At 37.8% G+C, this 26,329-nt stretch carries 25 protein-coding genes; 20 read left to right on the top strand and 5 right to left on the bottom strand.

Annotated elements, in window-relative coordinates; translation table 11 throughout:
* Positions 1–5 precede the first annotated feature (5 nt).
* The 7 genes from J2Y67_RS07295 (at position 6) to J2Y67_RS07265 (ending at position 8,340) form a co-directional block, all read left to right on the top strand.
* On the top strand, positions 6–1,433 hold the full coding sequence (locus J2Y67_RS07295; protein ID WP_310172310.1) for an amino acid permease: 1,428 nt from the start codon (positions 6–8) through the stop codon (positions 1,431–1,433).
* A gap of 133 nt (positions 1,434–1,566) precedes the next feature.
* A complete protein-coding gene (hemG, locus tag J2Y67_RS07290; protein WP_310172307.1) occupies positions 1,567–2,949 on the top strand; it encodes a protoporphyrinogen oxidase in 1,383 nt (460 codons plus the stop codon).
* A gap of 342 nt (positions 2,950–3,291) precedes the next feature.
* Positions 3,292–4,731 (top strand): N-acetylglucosamine-specific PTS transporter subunit IIBC, encoded by a 1,440-nt coding sequence (nagE, locus tag J2Y67_RS07285; protein WP_310172305.1) that lies wholly within the window; start codon positions 3,292–3,294, stop codon positions 4,729–4,731.
* A 173-nt stretch (positions 4,732–4,904) separates the two neighbouring features.
* Complete coding sequence (locus J2Y67_RS07280; protein WP_310172302.1) at positions 4,905–5,564, top strand: hypothetical protein; 660 nt, start codon at positions 4,905–4,907, stop codon at positions 5,562–5,564.
* A 2-nt stretch (positions 5,565–5,566) separates the two neighbouring features.
* On the top strand, positions 5,567–6,292 hold the full coding sequence (locus tag J2Y67_RS07275) for a hypothetical protein (RefSeq protein ID WP_310172300.1): 726 nt from the start codon (positions 5,567–5,569) through the stop codon (positions 6,290–6,292).
* Positions 6,293–6,404: 112 nt separating this feature from the next.
* The gene (locus J2Y67_RS07270; protein WP_310172298.1) at positions 6,405–6,953 is read left to right on the top strand and encodes a sigma-70 family RNA polymerase sigma factor; all 549 of its coding nucleotides are present in this window, start codon (positions 6,405–6,407) and stop codon (positions 6,951–6,953) included.
* Positions 6,934–8,340, top strand: coding sequence for a DUF4179 domain-containing protein (locus J2Y67_RS07265; protein WP_310172295.1), 1,407 nt, complete (start codon positions 6,934–6,936; stop codon positions 8,338–8,340). The genes J2Y67_RS07270 and J2Y67_RS07265 overlap by 20 nt, the downstream gene beginning before the upstream one ends.
* Before the next feature lie 593 nt (positions 8,341–8,933).
* Here the strand turns inward: J2Y67_RS07265 and J2Y67_RS07260 are convergent.
* The 4 genes from J2Y67_RS07260 to J2Y67_RS07245 form a co-directional block, all read right to left on the bottom strand.
* On the bottom strand, positions 8,934–9,248 hold the full coding sequence (locus tag J2Y67_RS07260; protein ID WP_310172292.1) for a hypothetical protein: 315 nt from the start codon (positions 9,246–9,248) through the stop codon (positions 8,934–8,936).
* A gap of 294 nt (positions 9,249–9,542) precedes the next feature.
* The gene (locus J2Y67_RS07255; protein ID WP_310172290.1) at positions 9,543–10,562 is read right to left on the bottom strand and encodes a DUF4179 domain-containing protein; all 1,020 of its coding nucleotides are present in this window, start codon (positions 10,560–10,562) and stop codon (positions 9,543–9,545) included.
* A complete protein-coding gene (locus tag J2Y67_RS07250) occupies positions 10,559–10,696 on the bottom strand; it encodes an RNA polymerase sigma factor (protein WP_310172287.1) in 138 nt (45 codons plus the stop codon). Before J2Y67_RS07250 ends, J2Y67_RS07255 begins: the two co-directional genes overlap by 4 nt.
* Complete coding sequence (locus J2Y67_RS07245; protein ID WP_310172284.1) at positions 10,674–11,108, bottom strand: sigma factor; 435 nt, start codon at positions 11,106–11,108, stop codon at positions 10,674–10,676. The genes J2Y67_RS07250 and J2Y67_RS07245 overlap by 23 nt, the downstream gene beginning before the upstream one ends.
* 59 nt (positions 11,109–11,167) lie before the next feature.
* Here J2Y67_RS07245 and J2Y67_RS07240 point away from each other — a divergent pair, with 59 nt between their 5' ends.
* Both J2Y67_RS07240 and J2Y67_RS07235 read left to right on the top strand, forming a co-directional pair.
* Positions 11,168–12,082 (top strand): amidohydrolase, encoded by a 915-nt coding sequence (locus J2Y67_RS07240; RefSeq protein WP_310172281.1) that lies wholly within the window; start codon positions 11,168–11,170, stop codon positions 12,080–12,082.
* Positions 12,079–13,038, top strand: coding sequence for a carbon-nitrogen hydrolase (locus J2Y67_RS07235; protein WP_310172276.1), 960 nt, complete (start codon positions 12,079–12,081; stop codon positions 13,036–13,038). Before J2Y67_RS07240 ends, J2Y67_RS07235 begins: the two co-directional genes overlap by 4 nt.
* Here the strand turns inward: J2Y67_RS07235 and J2Y67_RS07230 are convergent.
* Entirely contained in the window at positions 12,992–13,405 is a 414-nt protein-coding gene (locus J2Y67_RS07230; RefSeq protein WP_310172273.1) for a DoxX family protein, read from the bottom strand. The genes J2Y67_RS07235 and J2Y67_RS07230 overlap by 47 nt on opposite strands.
* A 399-nt stretch (positions 13,406–13,804) precedes the next feature.
* Between J2Y67_RS07230 and J2Y67_RS07225 the strand changes: the two genes are divergently transcribed.
* From J2Y67_RS07225 to glaH, 11 genes are all read left to right on the top strand, one after another.
* The gene (locus J2Y67_RS07225) at positions 13,805–14,563 is read left to right on the top strand and encodes a hypothetical protein (RefSeq protein ID WP_310172270.1); all 759 of its coding nucleotides are present in this window, start codon (positions 13,805–13,807) and stop codon (positions 14,561–14,563) included.
* Between the two features lie 524 nt (positions 14,564–15,087).
* Positions 15,088–15,585, top strand: coding sequence for a shikimate kinase (locus tag J2Y67_RS07220; RefSeq protein WP_310172504.1), 498 nt, complete (start codon positions 15,088–15,090; stop codon positions 15,583–15,585).
* Positions 15,585–16,349 (top strand): type I 3-dehydroquinate dehydratase, encoded by a 765-nt coding sequence (aroD, locus tag J2Y67_RS07215; protein WP_310172267.1) that lies wholly within the window; start codon positions 15,585–15,587, stop codon positions 16,347–16,349. Before J2Y67_RS07220 ends, aroD begins: the two co-directional genes overlap by 1 nt.
* 307 nt (positions 16,350–16,656) lie before the next feature.
* On the top strand, positions 16,657–17,670 hold the full coding sequence (locus J2Y67_RS07210; protein WP_310172264.1) for an ABC transporter ATP-binding protein: 1,014 nt from the start codon (positions 16,657–16,659) through the stop codon (positions 17,668–17,670).
* Complete coding sequence (locus J2Y67_RS07205; RefSeq protein ID WP_310172260.1) at positions 17,651–18,619, top strand: ABC transporter ATP-binding protein; 969 nt, start codon at positions 17,651–17,653, stop codon at positions 18,617–18,619. The genes J2Y67_RS07210 and J2Y67_RS07205 overlap by 20 nt, the downstream gene beginning before the upstream one ends.
* A 57-nt stretch (positions 18,620–18,676) precedes the next feature.
* Positions 18,677–20,287, top strand: a complete 1,611-nt coding sequence (locus tag J2Y67_RS07200; protein ID WP_310172256.1) for an ABC transporter substrate-binding protein — start codon at positions 18,677–18,679, stop codon at positions 20,285–20,287.
* A gap of 79 nt (positions 20,288–20,366) precedes the next feature.
* Positions 20,367–21,374, top strand: coding sequence for an ABC transporter permease (locus J2Y67_RS07195; RefSeq protein ID WP_310172253.1), 1,008 nt, complete (start codon positions 20,367–20,369; stop codon positions 21,372–21,374).
* A gap of 11 nt (positions 21,375–21,385) precedes the next feature.
* Entirely contained in the window at positions 21,386–22,288 is a 903-nt protein-coding gene (gene nikC, locus J2Y67_RS07190) for a nickel transporter permease (RefSeq protein ID WP_396954055.1), read from the top strand.
* A gap of 813 nt (positions 22,289–23,101) precedes the next feature.
* Entirely contained in the window at positions 23,102–23,758 is a 657-nt protein-coding gene (locus J2Y67_RS07185; RefSeq protein WP_310172251.1) for a GntR family transcriptional regulator, read from the top strand.
* A gap of 19 nt (positions 23,759–23,777) precedes the next feature.
* The gene (gene lhgO / locus J2Y67_RS07180; protein ID WP_310172248.1) at positions 23,778–24,995 is read left to right on the top strand and encodes an L-2-hydroxyglutarate oxidase; all 1,218 of its coding nucleotides are present in this window, start codon (positions 23,778–23,780) and stop codon (positions 24,993–24,995) included.
* A gap of 303 nt (positions 24,996–25,298) precedes the next feature.
* Entirely contained in the window at positions 25,299–26,237 is a 939-nt protein-coding gene (glaH, locus tag J2Y67_RS07175) for a glutarate dioxygenase GlaH (RefSeq protein ID WP_310172247.1), read from the top strand.
* Positions 26,238–26,329 lie beyond the last annotated feature (92 nt).

Here is a 26,329-nt window from a genome sequence, read left to right as displayed (position 1 = left end):
ATAAGATGAACTTAATTCGTAAAAAATCTGTTTCTGATATGCTTGAACATTCTCAAAAAAAAGATGGGGCGCTAGACAAAGTGATTGGTCCCATGGATTTAACGATGCTGGGCATCGGGTGTATAATTGGTACGGGAATTTTCGTATTGACAGGGGTTGCTGCTGCCGAGCATGCAGGCCCCGCACTGATTTTATCCTTTATTCTTTCTGGGCTTGCTTGCGTATTTGCCGCTCTTTGCTATGCGGAGTTCGCCTCAACGGTCCCCCTTTCCGGTAGTGCTTACACTTATAGCTATGTTACTTTTGGTGAAATGATTGCTTGGATTCTAGGCTGGTCACTCGTATTAGAGTATGGGTTGGCTGCTTCAGCGGTAGCAAGCGGTTGGTCGGGATATTTCCAAGGTTTGTTAGACGGGTTTGGTATTCATTTGCCTACAGCCATTTCTAGTGCTTACAATCCGGAAAAAGGAACATATATTGACATTCCAGCCGTTGCTATTGTGATGTTACTTACCTTTTTGCTTTCCCGTGGTATACGTGAATCTTTGCGAATCAATAACATCATGGTAATTGTAAAGCTTGCGGTTGTTTTACTATTTATCGCTGTTGGTGTTTGGTACGTAAAACCGAGCAACTGGACACCCTTCATGCCCTTTGGTTTTACAGGTGTTGCATCAGGAGCAGCTACGGTATTTTTTGCTTATCTCGGTTTTGATTCAGTAGCTACAGCAGCGGAAGAAGTGAAGAATCCACAGCGGACCATGCCAATCGGCATCATTGCTTCGCTTGCAGTTTGCACCGTGCTTTATATCGTTGTGTCGTTGATTTTAACCGGTATTGTTCCCTATACACAACTAGATGTGAAAAACCCGGTAGCATTCGCCTTAAACTTTATTCACCAGGATTGGGCAGCCGGATTTATTTCCATTGGAGCCATTACAGGTATTACAACCGTATTATTAGTATTACTATATTCTCAAACACGCCTTTTCTTTGCCATGAGCCGAGACGGATTACTGCCTAAAACTATGTCTAAAGTAAATCCGATGAGTAAAACCCCGGTGGCCAACACTTGGGTAACTGGATTGTTGGTTTCTCTGTTTGGAGGATTTATTCCCTTGAATAAGTTGGCGGAATTAGTTAATATCGGAACATTTTTTGCGTATATTGTCGTATCAATAGGGATTATTGTTCTTCGAAAAACCCATTCCAATTTACCGCGTGGATTTAAAGTACCATTTGTACCTGTGGTACCTATTCTATCCGTACTGTTATGCGGTTACTTAATGACTAATTTGTCAAAAATAGCTTGGATTGGATTTGGTGTCTGGTTAATAATCGGTTTGATATTCTATTTCTTGTTTGGTTATAAAAATAGTAAACTAGCCTATAAAAATATAGAAAACAAAGAGGGGATCAATGAAGTCGTATAATTGAACCTCAATCTGGTAAAACGGGATACCCTTTTGGGAAAGCCCGTTTTTTCTTTTTTTAGCCAAAATAATAATTATAGGGTATGGTAAACTCTAAAGGACTAAATATGGAATTACACAAGAGGTGGCAGCAGTGAAAACAGTTGTAGTGATCGGTGGCGGTATTACGGGGTTATCGGTTATGTATGAATTACAAAAATGGAAGAAAGCGAATGGGGCAGATATCAGGCTGGTTCTGGCTGAAGCCTCCAATCAGCTGGGCGGGAAAATCCGAACAGTAAAACAAAATAGATTTGTGATCGAAACGGGAGCGGATTCCATTGTGGAGCGTAAAATGGAAACAATAACTGTGATTGAGGAACTTGGTTTAGAAAAAGAAGTTGTTTACAATGCCACAGGCCGTTCCTATATATACACGGATGGAGAATTGAAGCTTATTCCAGAGGATGCTGTTTTTGGAATTCCGGCAAGCATTGAATCACTGGCGAAGAGCACCCTCGTTTCTCCTGAAGGAAAAGTAGCAGCACTGAAGGATTTTTATACAAAAAATGAAACGTTCACTAAAAATGATTCCATCGGTTCCTTTCTGCAGCATTTTCTAGGGACGGAATTGGTTGAAAAACAAATTGCGCCTGTTCTCTCCGGCGTCTATTCCGGAAAGCTCAGTGACTTAACGATCAAATCTACCCTCCCATATTTGATCGATTATAAGGAAAAATACGGAAGCATCATAAAAGGACTCGAAGCCAATAAACAGAAATTTAAAGGTGGGGAAAGGAAGTTTCTTTCTTTTAAAAATGGTTTAGGTTCGTTTATTGACGCGTATGAGAAAAAGCTGGATGAAACTGAAATTTTTAAAAATACAAGAGTCAATAAAATTGAAAAAGAGGGCAGCCGTTATCAAATGTTTCTAAACAATGGGGAAATCATCGAAGCGGATTACATCGTGCTAAGTATTCCGAACACGGCCGCTGAGTCGTTAATCATTGATCAGGAACTTCAAAGCAAATTTTTAGGGTTGAAAAATAGTTCGTTGATTAGTGCGTATCTTGGCTTTGATGTGCCTGACAGCGTACTTCCCGAAGATGGAACGGGTTTTATCACCGCGAATACGGATGAATTGTCCTGCAACGCTTGTACGTGGACAAGCCGGAAATGGGAACATACCTCAAAATCCGGAAACCTGCTTGTCAGACTCTTTTACAAAAGCAGCCATCCTTCATTTACCTCTTTAGAGAAAATGGATAAAGAAGAACTGCTCGAGGTTGCCCTTGGCGATCTTCGCAAAAGCCTTGGAATTCACGCAAAACCAGTTTCGAGTGAAATCACTAAATGGACCGATCAAATGCCGAATTATTTGATTACTCATCCGAAAAGTGTCGAAGCACTTGAAAGCAAAATGGCAGCAGATTACCCAGGTATCATCCTTGCCGGTTGTTCCTACTATGGAGTTGGAATCCCGGACTGTATTGAAAACGGGGTAGATTCTGCAAGGAAAATCATTCAAATGTTTTAATATTAAAAAGGATAGGCATGGGTGTGCAGCTATCCTTTTCTGTTTAAAAAACTTCAGAATTCATTGCAGAAGGCAAAGTGAGCAGTTGTAGTCACTTTGCCTTATTTTTTTCTCGCAAACTATGAATTTGGCTAAATATGTATTTTAAATAGAATGAGGTAATAAAATAGTAAAAATTATGATTTGATCTTAAGCCATGTCAATTAAGGGGGTGGTCTGTGGCGGAGATAGAACCAAGGGTAATCTAATAGTTAAAGGGCATTATTCATTCTTATTGTTAAAGTACTTTTTGATGTTAATGGGTTGTTAGGCTTCTAGAATCTTTTAACAAGAGGAATTAACATGAAGAAATATCTGCAGAGAATTGGTCGTTCTTTAATGTTGCCAGTTGCAGTATTGCCGGCAGCAGCCATCCTAATGGGGATTGGCTACTGGATTGACCCGACCGGCTGGGGATCCGGGAGTCCCATTGCAGCTTTCTTAATTAAGGCAGGGGGTTCAATCATCGGGAATATCCCTATTCTGTTTGCCGTCGGTGTTGCATTAGGAATGGCAAAGGAGCGGGATGGTTCGGCGGCACTGAGCGGGTTGGTTGCTTACTTGGTCGTGACCACTTTGCTTTCAAGTGACTCTGTTGCGATGCTGCAAGGTATTGATGCGGCAAAAGTCGACCCTGCTTTTGGAAAAATCGGAAATGCCTTTGTGGGGATACTCTCCGGTCTAGCTGCTTCAAGCATGTACAATCGTTTTAGTCATGTGAAATTACCTGATGCTTTTGCCTTCTTTAGCGGTAAACGGCTTGTGCCAATTATGACTTCACTTGCCATGTTAGTGGTTTCCCTCATCTTATTCTTTGTCTGGCCTGTAATCTTTACCGGATTGGTTTCTTTCGGAGAAGGGATTAGTAAATTAGGTGCCCTTGGCGCAGGTCTATATGGTTTCTTCAACCGATTATTAATTCCACTAGGATTGCATCATGCCTTAAATATGGTTTTCTGGTTCGATATTGCAGGGATCAACGATATCGGAAACTTCTGGGCTAGTAAAGGTGTGAAAGGTGTTACCGGTATGTATCAAGCGGGTTTCTTCCCGGTGATGATGTTTGGGCTGCCTGCAGCAGGGCTTGCGATGTATCATACTGCCAAAACGAAACATAAGAAACAGGTTGCCTCTTTAATGATGGCAGCAGGCTTCGCTTCCTTTTTTACTGGAGTTACAGAACCGGTAGAATTTGCCTTTATGTTTGTTGCACCAGTCCTTTATTTAGTTCATGCTGTTTTAACAGGTATTTCTCTTGCTGTTGCAGCATTATTCCATTGGACCGCCGGATTTGGCTTTAGCGCCGGGTTGATTGACTTTGTTTTAAGCCTAAAAATTCCGATCGCCAATCAACCATACATGCTGCTGGTTCAGGGGTTAGTTTTTGCAGTGATCTATTATTTCTTGTTCCGTTTCATTATCGTAAAATTTAACTTAATGACTCCTGGAAGAGAAGAGGAATTAGATGAAGACGCATTGGGGACCCTTACAAACGGAAGTAAATTCGCCGACCTTGCTGCTAAAATATATGAAGGACTCGGCGGAGACGCAAATGTTACTTCTGTAGAAAATTGTGTGACCCGGTTAAGAGTTGAAGTAAAAGATATGAATGCTGTAGATCAAAACAAGATTAAAGCGACAGGTATTCCAGGTGTGATTGTAATTGGACCGCAAAGCATCCAAGTCATCGTGGGAACGCAGGTGCAATTTGTGGCAGATGAAATTGATAAATTGCGGAAATAAGACTCTAACGGTGTCCCGAGGGTAATTTTGGGACACTTATTTTTTTATAGATTGCTAGGAGAATTATATGGTATTGTAGTTTTAATTATATGTTAAAATATTCCTTTCTATATAAGGGGAGGTGCTTTCGTATTTTTCATTTTGATTTTACTTTTACACTTGCAGGTTTTATAATGGGAGCTTTTGCTTGGATCATTATTGGAATAATTGCCTATCAGATTTATAAAAAACATCGTGTTAAACCAACGACGTGGAAGGCGATTTTTGTCATTTTTATCGGTATTTTTTCATTTTCGATAAATTGGAATATGTATGGTACATTGATTAAGTTTCCAATCCTGCCGCTTGGTGTGTCGATTTTATACTGGATATTAAGAAGAGATAGCTGGCAGACCTATCGCCCATTTGCTTGGCTAGGGTTTTGGGCCAATTTTATTTTTTTACTTATATCTCTGGGGTCGGGCCTTGTTCAGCAGGCATTGTATCCTCAAAACAACGTCTCAACATTTATTTCGAATATTGACCATGCTTCGATTATGAAAATCTATTCACCGGCAAATGATGATTCACTTAATAAGGAAAATTTGCAAATACAGCTTGCATCAATGAAGCAAGAAAATATTTATAGTGAACAATGGTATTATTCCATCATGGATTCAAAAAAAAAATATGAACGATATCCCTATCAGCTTATTGGTACCGCACCGAAATTTGGCAGCGGTCTGAAGGCATTGGTTTATGTTGAAAATGATGGTAAAGGATTATTAATCATTACACCACAAGAGCAGCTTTATTTTCGCTCCAAGTATTCTTTGTTACAAGGAGGGAAGTAAAGTTGTTGAAAAGAAGCTTATTGCTTGCCGCCAGTTTAGCAGTCATAGTTATACTATCCGTTATGGTCTATGGGCATTATGATTCGAATCCCAGTCCATTCCCAAACAAAAATCACTTAATTGCTAGGATTAATCATCTATTCCCGGAAGCGGCGGCTAGCAAGATTCAAGACACAATCTTTATAGATGAAAAACATACATTTGTTCCGTTTATATCAAAAACAGGTAGATACAGTACTAGTTTCTGGGAATGGAAAAACCGAAAATGGAAGCTTGAATCGGTTAACACTGGAGGAGAACCACAATTATTGAAACTTCATTTAGATGACCCAGAAACGTTTTATTTCATTTGGAATATTGGTCCGAGAAGTAAACTAAGTTATGGAAAATTTTATTTGTTAAGAGACAGGCGATTTTTAGTTACATTAGGAAAACAAAACTATTTTCCAAAGATTCAAATGGAGAAGAAAGTTTCATTAGATGCTAAACATTATGGGGTCCTGCAAATCCCTAAGGAATGGGTAACGGTATTGAATTCAATGATGGAACAAGAGTCAGTGAAACAAGCAAATTACCTCTTTAGCAATGAACCGCTCAATTTTGGCTGGTTACCCTTTAATTCGAAAAATAATGTGGTTTTCCCTGATGATTTAAATGGTAATAAATTTTCAAATTATGGGGAGCACTTGGAAATGGTAAGATTTTTGGATGAAGAGGAAATCGAATAACATGTATATATAGTAGAAACAGGGTAGAAACCTGTTTCTTTTTTCTATTTAAAATTTTTGAAACTTTTTCCTCCTATATTTTCCACTAATAAATGAAAGGAGTTGATTCGAGTTGGAAACAAAAGAACAGAAGGTCATTAAAAAAGCCATTAACGGCAACAAAAAGGCTTTTGAAATCTTAATCAAGCAGCACTATGAACAAATCTATCGGACATCATTTCTGTATGTACATAATGAAACGGACGCCTTAGACGTCGTTCAAGAGGCAACCTATCAAGCTTTTATTTCCATTCACACGTTGAAAAATCCAGAGTATTTTATGACCTGGTTCACGAGAATTGTCATTCGCTGTGCGGGTCAAATTTTAAAAAAGCGAAATCAGGTAGTTCCTATTACAGATGAACAGTTGGAGAATGAAAGTCTGGCCGAAAAAAGTAATCAAGATAATTCCTTGCAGCTTATAGAGGCGGTTGGTCAGCTGCAGGAAAACTATCGAACTGCTATTATTCTATTTTACTACCACGATTATTCGATTAAAACGATTAGCAGTATAATGGAAATTCCTGAGGGAACCGTGAAAACCTATTTAAGTAGAGGGAAAGCCACTTTAAAAAAGTATTTCAACGGGGAGGAGAAAAGTCATGGAAAAGCAGGAATTTAAGGGTGCAGTTGATCAGATTTATGTACCAAAAGAGAAAGTTTTTCAAGCAATCGAGAGCGGAATGAAAAAGACCAACAAAAGTTCATTTTCCTCAAAAAAGAAAGCAATCTTCAGCGGAGTTGCGGCGGCAGCTTTAATCGGAATGACCATTGGCTCCGGCTTTGTGAATCCCAGTATGAATAAAGTATTGGCGAAAGCACCTTTTATTGGACAGATCTATCAAGAGTTTGGTGATTCCATGGGAATGAATCTAGCGAAGCAAAACCTAGTTACCTCATTAAATCAATCCCTTACCAAGAATGGTGTAACTGTAAAACTAACCAGTGCCTATTTTGATGGCAATGCCATTTCGATTACAGGACATGTAGAAGGGGACTTAAAATTTAATAAAAATGAAGAAGATGAAGTCAGTTTTGATGTAAACTTTGAAAACCATAAAGGGGACCATGATCCATGGCTAGATGGCATGTCAATGGGATTAAAACCAAAAGGAAAGGGCTTAGATTTTCATTGGCAGTTCAAGTATCCCTATAAAACCATTAAAGAAAACTTCAAACTGCCTCTAACGATTCATTATATAAATAGTACGAAAGGGGACTGGAAGTTTGATATTCCCATCTCGCAAAAGAAATTTAAAACCGTGTCGATTCAGCAGGAGAAAAACTATCCGGAAGAAGGAGTTAAAATCGGACTAAAGGAAATCTCAATTGCTAAAGCTTCGTCTACACTGGTATATGAAACGACTACTGAATATAAAGATGATTGGATTTACTTTTTTAAAGGAGTAGATAACAAAGGACATGTCTACCACTTTGATAACCATACGATAATAGCGGAATCGAAAGAAAACGATGGGTACCACAAAACATTACGAAAGAGAATGAATAAACTGGAAGTTGGTGCAACTTCTCTTACCATATATCCAGAATTGTCCATCGAAGACCCGCTTGTGCAAAGGCAACTAGATACTCCATCTTTTACACTAAAAAGTAAGCGAACAGATTTGGCGATAAAGGTAAATTCTGTGAAACAGGATGGGGATAAATTGATTCTGGATTACTATTTCTTAGGTCAGCCGAAGAAGTTAAGTAAAGGCAAGTTAGAAATCATCACCCATAATTTAGGTTATGCATTTACATTGGTCGATAAAGATTACTTAGATCAGATGGATTCGGGGTTTCCACCGCAAAATCATGGAATGAAAAGGAACAAGGTTACTTTACTTGATAAAAATACTGCGCATTTTCAATCCGTTTTCGACTTAAGCGGAGAAAGAAAAATAGAAAACTTTAAACTTGAAAATACCGTTTTGCTCTTTAATTTTTCAAGCTTTATCGGTATGAAAAAGTTAGCACCATTTACCATAGAGATTCCAAAATCAAAATAGCCATATAAAAAAGAAATTCATCTTATTTTAAGCATATCCCTGTCAAATAGACAGTAATAAAAATTGACATCTCCTTCAGCAAGGAGTTGGATAAGGTGCTACTTTCAAGAAAGCACTTGACAGTACTCCCTTCTTCCAACTGAATGTTCTATATGCTAAAGGAGGAGTTAATGTAATTCATTTGTCTTCTAGGCAACCTTGGTATTACTGTATTCCACAGGGTTAGGGGATGTTGCTTTTAACAGCTTTTTTTAGATTCAGAAGAAAAAAGTGAATGTAACATAATGGATGTTTTGTTACATGGATAATCTAAAAAATTAATATGTGCTTAGAAGGGATAGTGACAGGGGTGCTATCATTAAAAGAGATTAAAAATATTATTATTTACTAAAATTTGTCTTAAAAGTAAAAAACGGAAATTAAGTCAAATTTTGACCTTATTTCGGGTTTTTTGTATTTCAAAACTAATTTCCTCAGACCGGGTGTTAGGTTAACTCTTTATACTTTTTTACTGCAGTTTCTATTGAATTACAAAAATTTCTGTAAACCTTTCATACTTGCTTAACAGGGATATGTGTGAGGCCCCAAACTTTTTATTCACTAGAAGGTAGAGTTCTGCTAGTTTCGTCAATTGTTTTAAAAATGCGTGAATATACATCCTTAATATTAGGTCCATTTATTTTATTATTGTATAATCCGTATCCCCAATATCGCCCCTCTTTATTCAATTCAAGATATCCTGTTGCATAATCTTTGGAATGTGAATCGGGAAAACTGTCATACGATGTTTCTTTATCGATGAAGGGGATATATGATTTTTTAGACTGTATAAAGAAAAATGGTATGCCGGCACTCTTATATATTCTTGCATATTTACTTTCCGCGGCTTTACGAAGGTTCTCTTTCATGATAAAAATTGCATCAAATTTCTTTGATAAATTAAGTTGTTCTAAGTCACGGAAGGTAATTACATTAAATTGAACATTTTTTTCTCTTACAATTGGAGGAGTACCTAAAACGCCAATGGTTTATTTTCTGCCCGTATAAATGGGAGAATTGTCTATTGTATTTCCTGAATCTTTTATAGTACAACCAGTTAGGGCAAATAGTAAAATAATGAGCGATATTAAATTGAGATTGAGTTTCATAAATAAACTCCTTTTTTGAGATAAATTTCTTTAATGTTTACCATGAAGAGTACCTTATTTAAGATCCAATTGAAAAGAATTTATTTTTATCCAATTTAATTTTCCATTCTTATCATAGACACTTGCAACTGGTTTAAAGTATAACTTCTTAGCCTTTTCATTTAATTTAGAGTATATTTCGTTAATATCATAAGTATTGTCATCCTCAAGACTAATTGAGTTGGAAAATGAGCTGTACTTATTTCCTAAATCATCGGTTATTTCAAAACCAATATTGGGTTGTTTAAAAGATGTATCACTTAATTTAATACTATATTTTAGTTTCATTGAAATAGGTGTTTTCTCTAAATATTTAACATTAATAATCAAAGGAAACTTGTTCTTTATTTCATTAATAGAAAATTTTTGAGAACTAATTTTGTTTATAGAAAAGTTAAAGAACCATTTGCCATTTGATTGTACCTCGTTATATGGATTAAATAATTCTTTCAAAGACCAGTCTACATTTAAAGTCTCTTTTTGTAATTCATGCGGTACTGTTACAAATACAAGACCAGCATAATCAGTTTTATCCATCTTTTTTAATAGGAGTGTAGTATCTTTACTGATTATTACACCGTTTATTTTTACGGGATTTCCTGTTATATAGTCACCTAAATTTTCTTTAGTTTTCAAGTTGAAGGAAATAGTTAGCATATCTCCATCATATACAGCTTCATTTAAGTTTATTTTTTTACTGTTACTCTCTACAGACAAATTTAATGTTGTAGCGTTCTCGTGATAGCTATCTAACACTTTTGTCTCTGGACTTTGAAAAAACGAAAATAAATTACCCAAGATAGGAATCTTACTGGCATTTGTTGGTTTAACATAACTTAATATAGAAAAAGAAAGTAAAACGATAGCCGAAGTCGCAAGTATAACTAAAATTCGAGAATGTTTATCCTTTTGCTTATTGATTGATATCAACACTCTATTTTTTGTTGTTTCTATCTCCGGTTGTTCAATTGGTACCTCAACCATGTCTTTATCTGACAGATTTACTGAATTAAAAAACTTATATAATTTTTTCATATTGTATTGAACTCCTTTAAAAAGTTCTTACTTATTTTTTCTTTTCCCCGATATAGCCTATTTTCAACAGCTTGAGTTGTTAAGTTAAGCCTCTCAGCTATCTCATTGTTTTTAAAACCAAGTAAGTATTTCATAATAAATATGTTTCGATCGATTTCTTTTAAAATAGAGACATAATTTAAAAATTGCTCTTCTTCTTCTAAAGTAGAAATACTCTCTTGTAACTGCGTAGGCGGCACAGTCTTCCCGATTTCTTATTAGCTTTCTAAGTTGATCGGTAGCTTTATATTTGGCTATTACAGCAATCCATCTTTGAAAATCCTCCTCGTTACCTACAAATTGGTCGGCATTATTCCAAACAGCTAAGAACACGTCATTTATACATTCCTCAACTATTCCAAAATTTTTCTGGTACGGAAGAGTTTTTAATACAACACCTTTTACTAAACTAAGGTATTGTTCAATTACGTACTCTAATGCATCTTCTTTTTTCCTCTTTAGTCTTTGAATAAAGGTACTATTGTTACATTTTTGATAATTCCACATAAATACACCTCTCTAATATTTATATCGTAAAATACAGAGATAAACTCTCAAAAAATTTTGTGTATTTTTTTGCAAACTTTACTGACTATGAAAAAGAAGGAAAACTGACGACACGCGTTCATTTTGTTGCTCCCTTAAATGGTGATCTGGTGCTGGCTAAAAGTTTACGAGAAAAATATAAAAGCAATATGGTCCAATTCTGCGGTTTTAAGCAGTTTGCCGATGGCGTTACCACTAGCTATACCGCTTATTTATTAGAGCCATATACGAATAATCCGGAAACAAGGGGAAGTACTGTTTTTCCGGAAGAGACCATTAAAACATGGACAGTTGAAGCGGATAAGGAAGGCTTTCGGGTTCGGTTCCATTGTATTGGTGATGGGGCAGTTCAATTGGCTTTAGATTCATTTGAAGCAGCGCAAAAGGAAAATGGGGTCAGGGATTCCCGCCATGCGATTGAGCATGTAGAAATGATCCATCCCGATGATATTGAACGGTTTCATCAATTGGGTGTAATGGCCTCTGTTCAGCCGGAGCATATTAATGTCACAACCAGGGATGTTTATCAGGAATTAATTGGACCGGAAAGAATGAATTATAACTATTTATTAAAGACGATGATGGATCATGGTACAAATGTGGTTTTTGGAACCGATTATCCAGTTGTTAAATTGAATCCATTTCCGGGGATCTATCGTGCCGTTACCAGATTGGATGATGAAGGTGTTGTTTGGGAAGGGAAGGAGAGAATTGCTCTAAAGGATGCACTCCTTGCCTATACGGCTGCACCGGCATATGGTTCATTCCGCGAACATGAACTTGGGACCATTGAAGCTGGTAAACTTGCGGATATTATTGTTCTTGACCGAAATTTATTTGCTGTTCCATATGTGGAAATTAAAAATACGAAAGTTATCTTTACCATGGTAGACGGAAAAATTGTTCATGAAAAAGTTGAGAAGGTTTCACGATGAGTACAGTAAAAATTGGATTGGTTCAAATAACGTGTGACGAGAGAGTAGAAAATAATATTGAAAAGGCGATAGCAAAGGTTAGAGAAGCGGCGGCACAAGGAGCCAATATTGTTTGTTTACAGGAGCTTTATCATGCACAATATTTTGCCCAGACCGTGTCGGTGGATCATTATCAGTTAGCGATTTCTCATAAACATGAAGCCATTACAGAAATGCAGGAACTTGCTAGAGAACTAGAAATTGTGTTAATTGTTCCGTTTTATGAATGGGCAGCTAAAGGAGTTTATTTTAATAGTACAGCGGTTTTTGATGAAACAGGCAAACACTTGGGAACAACGAGGAAAAATCATATTCCAGATGGCCCGCAATATCATGAAAAATATTATTTCACACCGGGGGATACTGGTTACCCGGTATATGATACGAAATTTGGAAAAATCGGGATTGGCATCTGTTGGGATGAGTGGTTTCCTGAAGTGGCCCGAATCTTGACATTAAAGGGGGCGGATATTCTATTCTATCCTTCTGCCATCGGATCTGAGCCGGATCATCCGGAGCTTTCCACAAAGGCAGCCTGGACAAAGGCAATTTCTGCACATGGAATTCACAATGGTGTCTTTGTTGCTGCAGTTAATCGAGTTGGTCAGGAAGATGAAATGCGTTTTTATGGCGGCAGTTTTGTCAGTAACCCAATGGGTGAAATTATTCAATCATTGGAGGAAGAAGAAGGAATTTTACTGCAAGATATCGACTTGAAAGAAATCGAGTTTGCCAGAAACCTTTTACAATTTTTAAGAGAGACAGGCGGACGGATACATATGAGCCGATTCTTGAAAAAACGTTGCCTGTCAGCACTCGGAATTTTTAGATTTATGCGGAAAAAATCCCCCTTGGTCAAAGGGGGATTTTTCAATTTGGATTCCGGTTATAAAGAACAAGGAGCAGGATTAGCATGACAATGTCTAACCGCGCATTGAAGGCAAACTGCAAAATACTGGTGTGGATAGTTGGAACTTTGGTTAGAATGATAGCAGAAATCATGATAGCAATTAAAGGAATCACTGCATTCCTCACGCTCTTGTTAAGCATGATGAGAATCCCGCAGACAATCTCAAGAAGGATGACGGTGTTCAGGAGAGTATAAGAATATGGCAAACCCAAACCGATAAAATGATTGGCTAAATCCGTATTCAGTAATTTCATAAAACCGGAAGTAATAAAAACATAAGCGACAGCATAACGAATGAGTTTAAAGGTTGTAAATGAACGAAAAATGGCAATCCCCCCTATATAAAACTGTATGCAACAGGGAGGACAAACCATTACAGAAAAATGTTATGAGAAAATTCTTTGATTGATCGTGGAGTAAAAAAGTTGAAGTATGAGAAGAAATGGGTTATTTTTTGATATTAACAAAGGAATAATAAAAGATTTTAAAAAAACATGAGGCAACATACATTAGGAACAGAAAATTCATGAATTGATGCAAACTCCTATCCCTCCTTCGAAATAATAAAGCATAATACTTTTATAGTTTCATTTTAACCAGAAAATACAAATTAATAATCAAAGTAATGTAAATATTTGGTTAAATTTAGCCTGAGGAATAGGAAAATAATTTGATTGAAAGGACTAAAGAGCAGGATGAATATTCTGTCTTATTTAATATATACCTTATTCATTAGTTTTATAGAACTGTTATATCTTGTTGGGGCTATTATTGTGATTGGTCTAATCCTTGGGATTTTGGAGAAGTACTCGAACAAATATTTGATTCGGACGTTTGGAGCAAGAGGTGTGCTTTGGACAGCCTGGATTGGCACACCGATTCATGAACTCGGTCATCTAATCATGTGCTTTCTATGGGGGCACAAAGTATCCAGAGTAAAATTCCTGCAGTTTAATAGTCCCGACGGAGTTCTAGGTTACGTAGAACATTTTTATAATCGTAATAGTACGTATCAACAGATTGGAAACTTTTTTATCGGCTTAGGGCCTATTTTTAGCGGTATTGGCTCCTTGCTTTTAGGAATGTATCTTTTGCTGCCCCAATCCTTTGATACATTAAAATCAGAAATACGTCTTCATGTATCTTTTGAAAAATTAGATGTAAATGTTTTAAAAACTGTTGGGGATTCTGGAATTGCGATCATCAAAAGCATATTGACTCCTGAAAATTTATTGAATCCATTGTTTTGGATATTTCTAGTGCTTGCTGTCTGCATTTCAGCGCATATTGGCCTAAGCAAAGCAGATATCCAAAATTCCACCAAAGGGCTTCTGATGATATTTTTTGTGCTAGTCTTATTTAATATTGCCGCTGGAATTTTTCAATTGGACACCCTTAGAATGATTAGCAGAATTACAGAATACAATGCCTATGTGATTGCATTTTCAAGCATTGCTGTATTCCTTTCACTTCTAACCTTTTTGCTTAGTTTCATTCTTTATCGGATTTTTATTAATACCAGGAAACTATAGTTTGGTTAACGGTTGAAGGACATTTCTAAGATTTTTCAACGGGTTTTGTCCTTCAACGACCTAATGAAGGACAATTCTAAGATTTTTCAACGAGATTTGTCCTTCAACGACCTAATGAAGGACATTTCTAAGATTTTTCAACGAGAATTGTCTTTCAACGACCTAATGAAGGACAATTCAAAGATTTTTCAACGAGAAATGTCCTTCAACGACCTAATGAAGGACATTTCTAAGGTCCCTTCAACGGGTTTTGTCCTTCAACGACCTAATGAAGGACATTTCTAAGGTCCCTTCAACGGGTTTTGTCCTTCAACGACCTAATGAAAGACATTTCTAAGGTCCCTTCAACGAGATTTGTCCTTCATTGCCCTTAATCTCCCGGTCAACATTCTTCACTTTTTCAGAATTATCAATTGTTTTTAGCAGCATCCAAGGCTTATACTTTAAACAAGTTGCTATTTTAGACTTTCAAGGAGTGAAACAATTTGCAAAAAGAGGAAAAAAGCTTGGTCCTGATCGGGTTTATGGGTGCAGGAAAAACCACGATTGGAAAAATTCTTGCAGAAAAATTAAATCAGGAATTTATTGATATAGATGAAGGAATTGAAAAAGAATTCAATCAGCCAGTATCACAAATTTTCAAGCAATATGGAGAGAAAACCTTTCGAGATAGGGAAAAAAGTCTTATAACAGAAAAATGTAATCAAGGGCGGCAAGTTATTTCTGTTGGCGGCGGGGCATTTCTGCAAGAGGATATCCGAAAGATTTGTTTATCCACTTGTACGGTTATTTTTCTTAATATATCTTGGGAATGCTGGAAAGACCGCATTAGCCTTATTCTTGATAGCCGCCCTGTATTGCAAGGGAAGTCCATGGAGGAAATAGAGGAATTATTTTATAAAAGGCAGGAAGTTTACGGACAGCATCATTTAAAAATCGAAACGGATGATAAGGGACCAGAAGAAATTGCCGATGAAATGATTGACAGATTAAAGATGGTCGAAAAAAGGAATGGTTTGTAATGAGAAAAACAATGACGGTTCGAGGAGTTACAATTGGAGAAGGAATTCCAAAGATTTGTGTTCCATTAGTAGGGAATACATTATCGGATCTAATGGAAGAGGCTGCCTATATAAATACGATTAGCGCAGATTTAGTAGAATGGCGTGTTGATTTTTTCAATCATGTTGAGCAGATTGAAAAAGTGGTGGAAGCACTCAGGGAAATCCGTGGAATTCTAGAGAACACACTGCTTATTTTTACGTTTCGCAGTGCCAAAGAAGGCGGAGAAAAGGAAATCAGCCCGGCAGATTACATAAAATTAAACAAAAGAATCGCTGAAACAGGTCTAGTTGATATGATTGATGTTGAGCTATTTAATGAGGAATCAACAGTTAAAAGCTTAATTGAATTTGCCCACGCTCAAAAAGTGTTGGTCATTTTATCGAATCATGATTTTGAAAAAACACCGCCAAAAGAAGAAATCATAGCAAGGCTGCGGAAAGCCCAGGAATTAGGCGGCGATTTACCGAAAATTGCCGTAATGCCTAAAAGTGCTGCAGATGTATTAACTCTATTAGAAGCAACCAACACCATGAACGAACAGTATGCAGATCGCCCCATCATTACCATGTCTATGGCGGGTAAAGGGGTAATCAGCCGCTTGGCAGGAGAACTGTTCGGTTCCGCCTTAACATTTGGTGCCGCAAAGAAATCTTCTGCTCCCGGGCAAATGGATGTGAATGAATTAAGAAAAGTATTATCACTTTTACACAATAATTTGTAACCCATGTTTTAAAGAAAAAAGCTCCTTTTTCTAACGTTATATTAGAATCAGATTAAATATCAATCAACCAAAAAATAGTAGAAAAAAACAGTTCGACCCGACTCCAGTGCTTTAAAGCGAAAACGCATTGGAACGGGTCTTTTTTATCTTATACAATCAATAATAATAATATTTTTAAAATTATTGCTATATTCAGAAATTGTCGATATAATAAATTATGTTACAATTTCCGAAATATTTATTATATTATAATATTTTCGAAGCTCAGAAATACATAAAATAATTTAACTAACAGGTAGGTGTAAATGTGAGCAAAGACCCTATTCTAAAAATTAAAGACCTTAAAGTTTCCTTTCTATCAGGAAAGAAATACGTTCCTGCAGTGGATGGAATCAGCTTTGAGTTAAAAGAGGGAGAAATTCTTGGAATTGTCGGGGAGTCAGGCAGTGGAAAAAGTGTAACCTCCTTAACCACCATGGGATTAATTCCAATCCCACCAGGAAAAATTGAAGCTGAAGAAATTTCCTTTGAAGGAAAGGATTTAATTTCCTTATCTGAAAAAGAATGGAGAAAAATCCGCGGGAATCAGATTTCAATGATTTTCCAAGAACCAATGACATCATTAAATCCACTTTTTACAATTGGAAATCAACTCATAGAAGCCATCCAATTACATACTGACCTTTCAAAGAAAGAAGCAAATATAAGATGCATTGAATTATTGAAGCTAGTGGGGATTCCACGAGCTGAGGGAATTCTTAAAGAATATCCACACCAGCTTTCGGGGGGAATGAGACAGCGGGTTATGATTGCGATGGCAATGGCTTGTAACCCAAGAATGCTGATTGCAGACGAACCGACAACGGCTCTGGATGTAACGATTCAGGCACAAATCCTAGCATTGATGAAGAATTTAAATGAAAAAACAAATACATCTATCATTCTCATTACCCACGATTTAGGAGTAGTAGCCGAAATTTGTGAACGAGTCATTGTTATGTATTCCGGTCAAATCGTTGAACAAGGCGATGTACGAACCATCCTTAAAAATCCGCAGCATCCCTATACAAAGGGATTACTTAAATCAGTACCAGACCTTAGAGGAAAAAAAGATCGATTATACAGCATTCCAGGAAATGTTCCAGCACCGGGAACAATTAACCAGGGATGCCGATTTGCGGCAAGATGTTCGGAAGCGTTTTCACGATGCTTCGAAGAATCACCTGATTTATACAAAATGGAAAAAGACGGACATGAAGTGAGATGTTTATTACATAAATTGGGGGAGAGGAGTGATAAACATGTCGGAGTTACTTCTTGAAGTTAATGGTTTGAAAAAATACTTCCCAATAACGGGCGGCCTCCTCGGCAGGAAAAAAGGTGAGGTTAAAGCAGTCGATGATGTTTCTTTTTATGTTAAAAAAGGAGAAACGCTGGGAATCGTTGGCGAAAGCGGTTGCGGAAAATCCACAACCGGAAGGCTGCTAATGCGGCTGATTGAGGCGAGTGACGGGAAAATTATTTTTGAAGATAAAGAGATTACCAGCATGTCGAAATCTGAATTACGAAGAACGCGCAGGGATATCCAAATGGTGTTCCAGGATCCATATGCTTCTTTGAATCCCCGCCATTCTGTTGAACAGATTCTTGAGGAGCCATTGATTGTCCATGGCATCGGAACAAAGGAAGAAAGACAAAAACGAGTAAAAGAAATGCTTGAAGTGGTGGGCCTGAGCAGTTATCATGCGAAGCGGTATCCCCATCAATTTAGCGGCGGGCAGCGTCAGCGTATCGGGATTGCCAAAGCATTAATGACGAAACCGAAGCTGATAATAGCTGATGAACCTGTTTCCGCACTCGATGTATCCATCCAGGCTCAGGTACTGAACCTGATGAAAGATATCCAACAGGAATTTGGCCTCACATACATATTTATCGCTCACGACTTAGGAGTCGTCCGGCATATTAGTGACCGGGTTGGCGTCATGTATTTAGGTAGATTAATAGAATTAGCCGATAGTGAAGAACTATACGAAAATCCATTACATCCTTATACAAAAGCACTTCTGTCAGCCGTACCCATTCCGGATCCTGATATTAAGAGGGAAATGATTTTAATTGAGGGAGAGCTGCCAAGTCCGGCTAATCCGCCTTCAGGCTGTGCTTTTCACACAAGATGTTCGGAATGCATGGACATTTGCAAAACAGCCAGACCAGAAGATCGAAATCTTAATGGTCATTTCGTAGCATGTCACTTGTTTAACGAGTAAAGCATGATGCGTTTATGATAAAAAATTTTTAAAAAGAATATGGGGGTAAAAGAACGCATGAAAAAAACAATGAAATTGTTAGTGATTTCAATTTTGGCCATCAGCATGTTCCTTGTTGGCTGCAGCAGCAAAACAAGTAATAATACTGATGGCAAAAAAGACACTGCATCTAGCGGGTCGAAAAAAGATACACTTGTTTTTGCACGCGGCGGTGACTCCACTTCATTGGATCCAATTACGACAACTGAAGGGGAAACCTTTAAGGTAACAGAAAATATTTTTGAAACATTACTTGAATATGGTCCGCAGGATACAACGATTCATCCTGGTCTCGCGAAAAGCTGGACAGTCAGCAAGGATGGATTAACTTATACCTTCAAGCTGCAAGAAGGAGTTAAATTCCAAGATGGAACAGATTTCAATGCTGATGCCGTTGTATTTAACTTCGATCGCTGGATGAACGGGGATGCTGATAAATTCCCGTACTATACGATGTTTGGCGGCTATAAAAAAGATAAAGGGCATGTAATTAAAGATGTAAAAGCACTTGATGCCAATACGGTTCAATTTGTTCTTAAAAGACCTCAAGCTCCATTCTTAAAGAACTTGGCGATGTCACCATTCGGAATTGCCAGCCCAACAGCTGTAAAGAAATACGGTGATGATTTCAGAAAAAATCCTGTTGGTACTGGACCATTCAAATTTGTGGAGTGGAAACAAAACGACAGTATTACTCTTGAAAAGAATCCTGACTATTGGAAAAAAGGCCTGCCTAAGTTAAATAAAGTCATTTTCCGTGTCATTCCTGAAAATACAGCACGACTTAATGCTTTAACAAACGGTGAAGTCGATATTATGGATGGTCTTAATAACTCGGATGAAGCCACTGTTACATCAAATGCCAATTTGCAAGTAGTTGAGCGTCCTTCCATGAATATCGGCTATATCGGTTTTACTGTAAATCGTAAACCATTTGATAATAAGCTTGTACGTCAAGCGTTGAACATGGCCGTTGATAAGAAAGCGATTATTGATGCGTTCTACGGCGGTAAAGCAGTTGCAGCTAAAAACGCAATGCCGCCATCCGTTGAAGGCTATAATGATTCCGTTCAAGAATATCCGTATGATTTAGAAAAAGCCAAGAAGCTATTGGCTGAAGCTGGATATCCAAATGGATTCAAAATGGATTTATGGGCAATGCCTGTAGCACGTCCGTATATGCCTGAAGCTCAAAAAGTAGCAGAGGTTATTCAAGAAAGCTTCAACAAGATTGGTGTAAAAGCCAATATTAAAACAGAGGACTGGGCTACTTATTTGGCTGATGCTGCTAAAGGTAAGTTTGATTCCTTCATGCTTGGATGGACAGGTGATAATGGAGATGCCGATAACTTCTTGTACACCTTGCTTGATAAAGACAGCATTGGAGCTAACAACTATTCGTTCTACAGCAATGACAAATTACATGATATTTTAATTAAAGCTCAAACAGAGCCAGATCAAAATAAACGTAATGACCTTTATAAACAAGCACAGGAAATTATCCATGACGATGCACCATGGATTCCGCTTGTACACTCAACACCGTTATTAGCAGCGGGTAAAGATGTTGCAGGTTATCTGCCGCACCCAACAGGATCTGAAGCATTGACAAATGTATATTTTAAATAAGATTTGAAGAAAGGGGAGCTTTGCCTCCCCTTTTGTTAACTAATAGCATCACCCATCATTTTCAAAAGAGGTGAGAATGTTGTTTACATATACGGTCCGCCGTGTTTTTTCGTTAATTCCGGTATTGTTTGGAATGACACTCGTCGTTTTTTCGATTATTCATGCTATTCCTGGAAACCCTGCACAGGTAATTCTTGGCCAAAGAGCAACAAAGGAAGCGATTGCAACACTTACCGAACAATTAGGCTTGAATAATCCTTGGTACATACAATATTTTGACTATATTAAAGCACTTCTTCATGGTGACTTAGGGACTTCATTGCGGACAAGAGGTCCAATCAATGAAGAAATATGGCCCTACTTAGCAGCAACGATGGAACTTGCCGTTGTGGCAATGATTATCGCTGTTGTTATTGGGGTAAATGCAGGAATTGTCAGTGCATGGTTTTCAAAATCATGGTTTGATTATGTGGCAATGGTCCTTGCGTTAGTAGGAGTTTCCCTTCCGATTTTCTGGCTTGGTCTTATGGAGCAATGGGCTTTTTCCATCCATTTGGGATGGTTTCCAACCACTGGACGTGAGGATGTCCGGGATCCGATTTCAGCCATTACGAATTTATATCTGGTTGATACCCTGTTACAAGGAAGATTTGACCAATTTGGCACAGTATTAAAGCATTTAGTTTTACCGAGCTTTGCGCTAGCAACCATTCCAATGGCGATAATTGCAAGGATGACAAGGGCTACGATGATGGAAGTTATGAGGTCCGATTATATCCGAACAGCGCGTGCAAAAGGATTAAGAATGTTTTGGGTAGTGTACAAGCATTCACTTAAAAATGCTGTTATTCCTGTTTTAACAGTAATCGGTTTGCAAATGGGTCTTTTATTAGGAGGGGCCATCTTAACAGAAACCATCTTCGGCTGGCCTGGAATTGGACGATATTTGTATGATGCCATCTCCTACCGTGACTATCCGGTAATCCAGTCCGGAATTCTGATTATCGCAGCAATCTTTGTATTGATTAACTTGATTGTGGATCTATTGTATGTGGTTGTCGATCCGCGAATCAAATATACGAAATAGGGGGGATTTAAGTGGCTGAACTTGCAAATAATACAGTCGAGATTAATTCGGCAGCCGTTGAAGAAGATAAACTTACACCTCCGTGGAAGGAAGCGGTACAAGCGTTTTACAAAAATAAATTAGCTGTAATAGGATTGGCAATCGTCTTATTTTTTATTGTGTTAGCTATTATAGCGCCTTTGATCGCACCTTATAGTTATAAGGAGCAGGTGTTAGCAGAGAGATTGCAAGCTCCTTCCGGAAAACATTGGTTTGGAACGGATGATTTTGGACGGGATATCTTCTCGAGGATTGTATATGGAGCAAGAATATCTTTATGGGTAGGTTTTTTCTCTGTATTAGGATCTGTTGTCCTTGGGACATTACTTGGAATTGTAGCGGGTTATTATGGCCGCTGGGTGGATACGATTATTTCTCGTATCTTTGATATCATGCTTGCTTTTCCTAGTATTCTATTAGCGATTGCCGTTGTGGCAATTTTAGGTCCTTCATTACAAAATGCACTGATTGCGATTGCGGTTATTAATATCCCGAACTTCGGACGGCTTGTCCGTTCAAAGGTTTTGAGTGTAAAGCAGGAAGAATATATTATGGCTGCCCGTGCTGTTGGGATGAAGGATACAAGAATTCTGTTTCGTCATATTCTCCCGAATAGTATCTCGCCGGTAATTGTCCAGGCAACTCTTGCGATTGCAACGGCCATTATCGAAGCTGCAGCTTTAGGTTTCCTTGGTATGGGTGCCCAGGCACCGACACCTGAATGGGGGAAAATGCTTTCGGATTCGAAGCAGTATCTCGTACAGGCGCCATGGACATTGTTTTTCCCAGGTATCGCCATCATGCTAACAGTTTTGGGCTTCAATTTAATGGGTGATGGATTGAGAGATGTATTGGATCCAAAGATGAAGCAATAGAAAAAGAGACTCGATGAGAGTCTCTTTTTTATTTGGTCATTAGGGTTTTCCGCGCAATAGGAGAGAAGCGGAAGGTAAATTGCCAAAAGTGGAGGGTAAATTGCAAAAAGCGGTGGGAAAAAGGAAAGAACCGGATGTAAATGCTCTAAAGTGGAAGGTAAAGAGATAAAACTGGTGGGTGAACGAAATGAGGGTCAAATTCAAAACTGATATTTACTAAAAATGGTAATTTTCTATTAAAAAAGGTATTTAAATAAGAAAGATACCTTGGTTTTCAATAGATGAAAGGATAAGTGGAAGGTATTTTACCAAAAGCGGTGGGTAAAAGGAGAGAATCGGAATGTAAATGCTCTAAAGTGGAAGGTAAAGAGACAAAACCGGTGGGTAAACGAAATGAGGGTCAAATTCAAAACTGATATTTACTAAAAATGGTAATTTTCTATTAAAAAAGGTATTTAAATAAGAAAGATACCTTGGTTTTCAATAGATGAAAGGATAAGTGGAAGGTATTTTACCAAAAGCGGTGGGTAAAAGGAGAGAATCGGAATGTAAATGCTCTAAAGTGGAAGGTAAAGAGACAAAACCGGTGGGTAAACGAAATGAGGGTCAAATTCCAAAAGGAGATTTACTAAAAATGTGATTCCTGCCCTGAAAAGGTATTTAAATAAGAAAGATGCTTTGGCTTTCAATAGATCAAGTTTTGGATACAATTCGAAATAATTGTATCCAATTTTATCGAAAATATATTGAAAATTCCCGTTTTAGCTGATATATTAATTATATTGTATCCAATCTATAACGAGGTGGATAAAATTGAGTAAAGTAAATGAAGATAAGTCAACCGTCGTAAAATTTGTAACGAAAAGACTTCGGCGAGCGATTTTAAATGGAACATTGAAAAAAGGGGAGAGGCTGATCCAAGAAGAATGGGCCGAACGTCTCCAAGTAAGCCGTATGCCGATTCGCGAAGCATTAACGCAGCTCCAAATGGAAGGTCTTGTCGAGCTTGTCCCGCATAAAGGTGCCATTGTCACACCAATCACAAGGGAAAACATCGAGGAAATCTATCAGACTCGGGCATTATTAGAAGGGCTGGCTGTAGAAAAATCTCTCCCTTATTTAACAGATGAAGATAAAAAACAACTAAAAGAGATCCTCATTCAAATGGAAGAACTGGAAATATCGGACGCAACAAATGATCAATATATCCAATTGAATACTGCTTTCCATGAAACATTGAGGAAAGGCTGTCCATGGCCGAGGGTTCAAAAAATGGTAGAAACACTTGGAATCTCACCGATTGCACCCAATCTACTTGTACATTATCATCACCAAACACAGCGGGAGCATCGAATGATTTACGAAGCCGTTTTACGGGGGGATGCGGCAGAACTCCGAGCTGCGGTGGAATATCATATTTTACGAACAAAAAATAATTTAATTCAGTATATGGAAGAACTGAATAACTAAAAAAAGGGGGATTTTGCAAATGTTTGATTTTGCAATCATTGGAGGGGGAATTGTAGGACTATCAACAGGTATGGCAATCTATCAACGTTTTCCCGATGCGAAAGTAGTTGTAATTGAAAAAGAGTCAGCTGTTGCGAAACATCAAACCGGTCATAATAGCGGAGTCATTCATTCAGGTATTTATTATAAACCGGGCAGCTTTAAAGCTCGCTTTGCGCGTCAAGGAAGCCAGTCCATGAGGGAATTCTGTGAAGTACACGGGATCGAACATGATATATGCGGAAAAGTGATTGTCGCAACCAAACAGGAAGAAATTCCGCTTCTTGAGAATTTACATAAACGAGGACTAGAAAATGGTTTAAATATCCATCGTATTGAATCCGATGAGTTAAAAGAAATTGAACCCCATGTAAATGGAGTTGGTGCTATCCGTGTCCCTATGGCGGGAATCGTGAATTATCGCCAAGTCAGTGAGAAATTTGCTGAGATCATTGTTGCTAATGGCGGTGAGGTCCAGTTAAATACTAAAGTAGAAAAAATCCACGAGGAATCAGATCAAGTTACCATTGAAACCTCACGGGGGACGATCAAAGCAAATATGGTCATCAATTGTGCCGGGCTGCACAGCGACCGTGTCGCTGAAGCTGCAGGGTATAAAACTGATATGAAAATTGTCCCGTTCCGTGGTGAATATTTTAAATTAAAACCGGAAAAACGTTATCTAGTAAAGCACCTTATTTATCCTGTTCCAAATCCTAAATTTCCATTCTTGGGTGTTCATTTTACCAGGATGATTTCCGGTGAAGTCGATGCAGGTCCTAATGCTGTATTAAGCTTTAAACGGGAAGGTTATAAAAAAACGGATTTTAATGCGAAAGACCTTGCTGAAGTTTTAAGTTACGGAGGGTTTTGGAAACTTGCCGGTAAATTTATGAAAGAAGGAATAGAAGAATATGTCCGTTCCTTCAGTAAAAAGCAATTTACCAAAAGCCTTCAAGAATTAATACCGGAAATTCAGGAAGATGATCTGATTCCGGCACCGGCGGGTGTTCGTGCCCAGGCTTTAAAGTATGATGGGAATATGGTAGACGACTTCAATATTATTATGGGAAAACGCTCGATCCACGTGTGTAATGCCCCATCACCGGCAGCAACTGCATCGATAGAGATTGGGAAAGAGATTGTAAGGCGGATTCCTGCAGAAACAAAAATAATAAAATCTGCTATAATCATTTAAATATTAAAAAAAGTTTGACAAGTTAGTTTATAAGTTTTATACTATAATTAACTTATATTTATAGTATGCTCTCCTTTTGAAAGCTACCATTTCAAAATCGGGAACAATTATAAATAATCGAAAACAGGAAAATCATAATAGACTGCCTATTCACTACGATTCTATTTCCGTAGAACGATGAAGTGAACCCAAGCCAGTTGCAAAAAAGTAAATTCCTAATGAACTAGGAATCCTTTTGCAACTGGCTTTTTTATATTCCTGTTTTTAAAATACTAAATTCATTTAAAATTGGAGGAATGAAACATGAGTATTGCAGAAAAAACTTACGCGAAATTTGAAAGAGTAACGGAAAACTATGAAGTAAAGATTCATCCACAGACGAACCGTTTATACCACATTCAGTTATCAAAAGAAAGCATTGTTCAATTTCTTGATCGTGTAGCACAAGAAGGTTATTCTGTTCAACACTTGGAATACACGCCATATGCCCGTATTCTTGTAGCTTCCTATTTATTAGACCAAGTAGGAGGAGAGTTTGGTGAACTCCTTCGCAGCATTGTTCATGACAGGGAGTCAGGTGGATTTACCCTTGGTTTAGAAGGTGTCACCGAAAATACAGACGAATATGTTATTTTTGCAACAGCCATCTCTCACTTGTTAGGAACTCCTAACCACGATTCCATGTCCGGAAAATATTATGCGCGATTTAGTGTAAAGGATACAGATAGCAGTGACTCCTATCTTCGCCAGGCGTATCGTTTATTTACCCTCCATACGGATGGGACATTTGTTGATGAACCTACCGACTGGTTATTGATGATGAAGATGGTGGAAGAAAATGCAGTTGGTGGGGAATCACGATTATTACATCTTGATGACTGGAAGGAGCTTGACCATTTTACCAGCCATCCGTTAGCAAACTACAAATTTACCTATAAAGCACCAAAAAGTAAAAATGTCGATCAAGAGATTGAGCGCTTAACCTTTTTCAATTATAATAACAAACCTGGTATGTGTTTTATCGATCAATTTGTCTATCCTGAAACAATTGAACAAGCAAAATATCTTCGTGACTTGTCTGACTCAATGGAAAATGACGAGAGTGTAACAGAGTTGAAACTTCCAGTTGGAGATCTTGTCGTCATAAATAATATTTTCTGGCTTCATGGCCGTGCAGCGTTTGAAAAGAATCCAAACTTAAACAGGGAATTACTCCGCCAGCGCGGGCGATTTAATCAATAAAAAATTCAATTATTATGTACCCAACCCCTTTGGGTAAATATACAAGACAAATACATTTTCTTGGGCTTTTGTTCAGAAAGTGGATTTGTCTT

The organism is Neobacillus niacini (genome assembly GCF_031456445.1).
Taxonomy (GTDB): domain Bacteria; phylum Bacillota; class Bacilli; order Bacillales; family Cytobacillaceae; genus Neobacillus; species Neobacillus niacini_I.
The sequence above is the reverse complement of the archived record's forward strand: the minus strand, read 5'-3'. Positions and strand labels throughout refer to the sequence as shown.

Coding starts and splice junctions, on each gene's coding strand:
- J2Y67_RS07295 (WP_310172310.1), top strand. CDS start 6: ATGAACTTAATTCGTAAAAAATCTGTTTCTGATATGCTTGAACATTCT.
- nagE (WP_310172305.1), top strand. CDS start 3,292: ATGAAGAAATATCTGCAGAGAATTGGTCGTTCTTTAATGTTGCCAGTT.
- J2Y67_RS07280 (WP_310172302.1), top strand. CDS start 4,905: ATGGGAGCTTTTGCTTGGATCATTATTGGAATAATTGCCTATCAGATT.
- J2Y67_RS07265 (WP_310172295.1), top strand. CDS start 6,934: ATGGAAAAGCAGGAATTTAAGGGTGCAGTTGATCAGATTTATGTACCA.
- J2Y67_RS07260 (WP_310172292.1), bottom strand. CDS start 9,248: ATGAAAGAGAACCTTCGTAAAGCCGCGGAAAGTAAATATGCAAGAATA.
- J2Y67_RS07255 (WP_310172290.1), bottom strand. CDS start 10,562: ATGAAAAAATTATATAAGTTTTTTAATTCAGTAAATCTGTCAGATAAA.
- J2Y67_RS07250 (WP_310172287.1), bottom strand. CDS start 10,696: ATGAAATACTTACTTGGTTTTAAAAACAATGAGATAGCTGAGAGGCTT.
- J2Y67_RS07245 (WP_310172284.1), bottom strand. CDS start 11,108: ATGTGGAATTATCAAAAATGTAACAATAGTACCTTTATTCAAAGACTA.
- J2Y67_RS07235 (WP_310172276.1), top strand. CDS start 12,079: ATGAGTACAGTAAAAATTGGATTGGTTCAAATAACGTGTGACGAGAGA.
- J2Y67_RS07230 (WP_310172273.1), bottom strand. CDS start 13,405: ATGGTTTGTCCTCCCTGTTGCATACAGTTTTATATAGGGGGGATTGCC.
- J2Y67_RS07220 (WP_310172504.1), top strand. CDS start 15,088: ATGGGTGCAGGAAAAACCACGATTGGAAAAATTCTTGCAGAAAAATTA.
- aroD (WP_310172267.1), top strand. CDS start 15,585: ATGAGAAAAACAATGACGGTTCGAGGAGTTACAATTGGAGAAGGAATT.
- J2Y67_RS07205 (WP_310172260.1), top strand. CDS start 17,651: ATGTCGGAGTTACTTCTTGAAGTTAATGGTTTGAAAAAATACTTCCCA.
- J2Y67_RS07200 (WP_310172256.1), top strand. CDS start 18,677: ATGAAAAAAACAATGAAATTGTTAGTGATTTCAATTTTGGCCATCAGC.
- lhgO (WP_310172248.1), top strand. CDS start 23,778: ATGTTTGATTTTGCAATCATTGGAGGGGGAATTGTAGGACTATCAACA.
- glaH (WP_310172247.1), top strand. CDS start 25,299: ATGAGTATTGCAGAAAAAACTTACGCGAAATTTGAAAGAGTAACGGAA.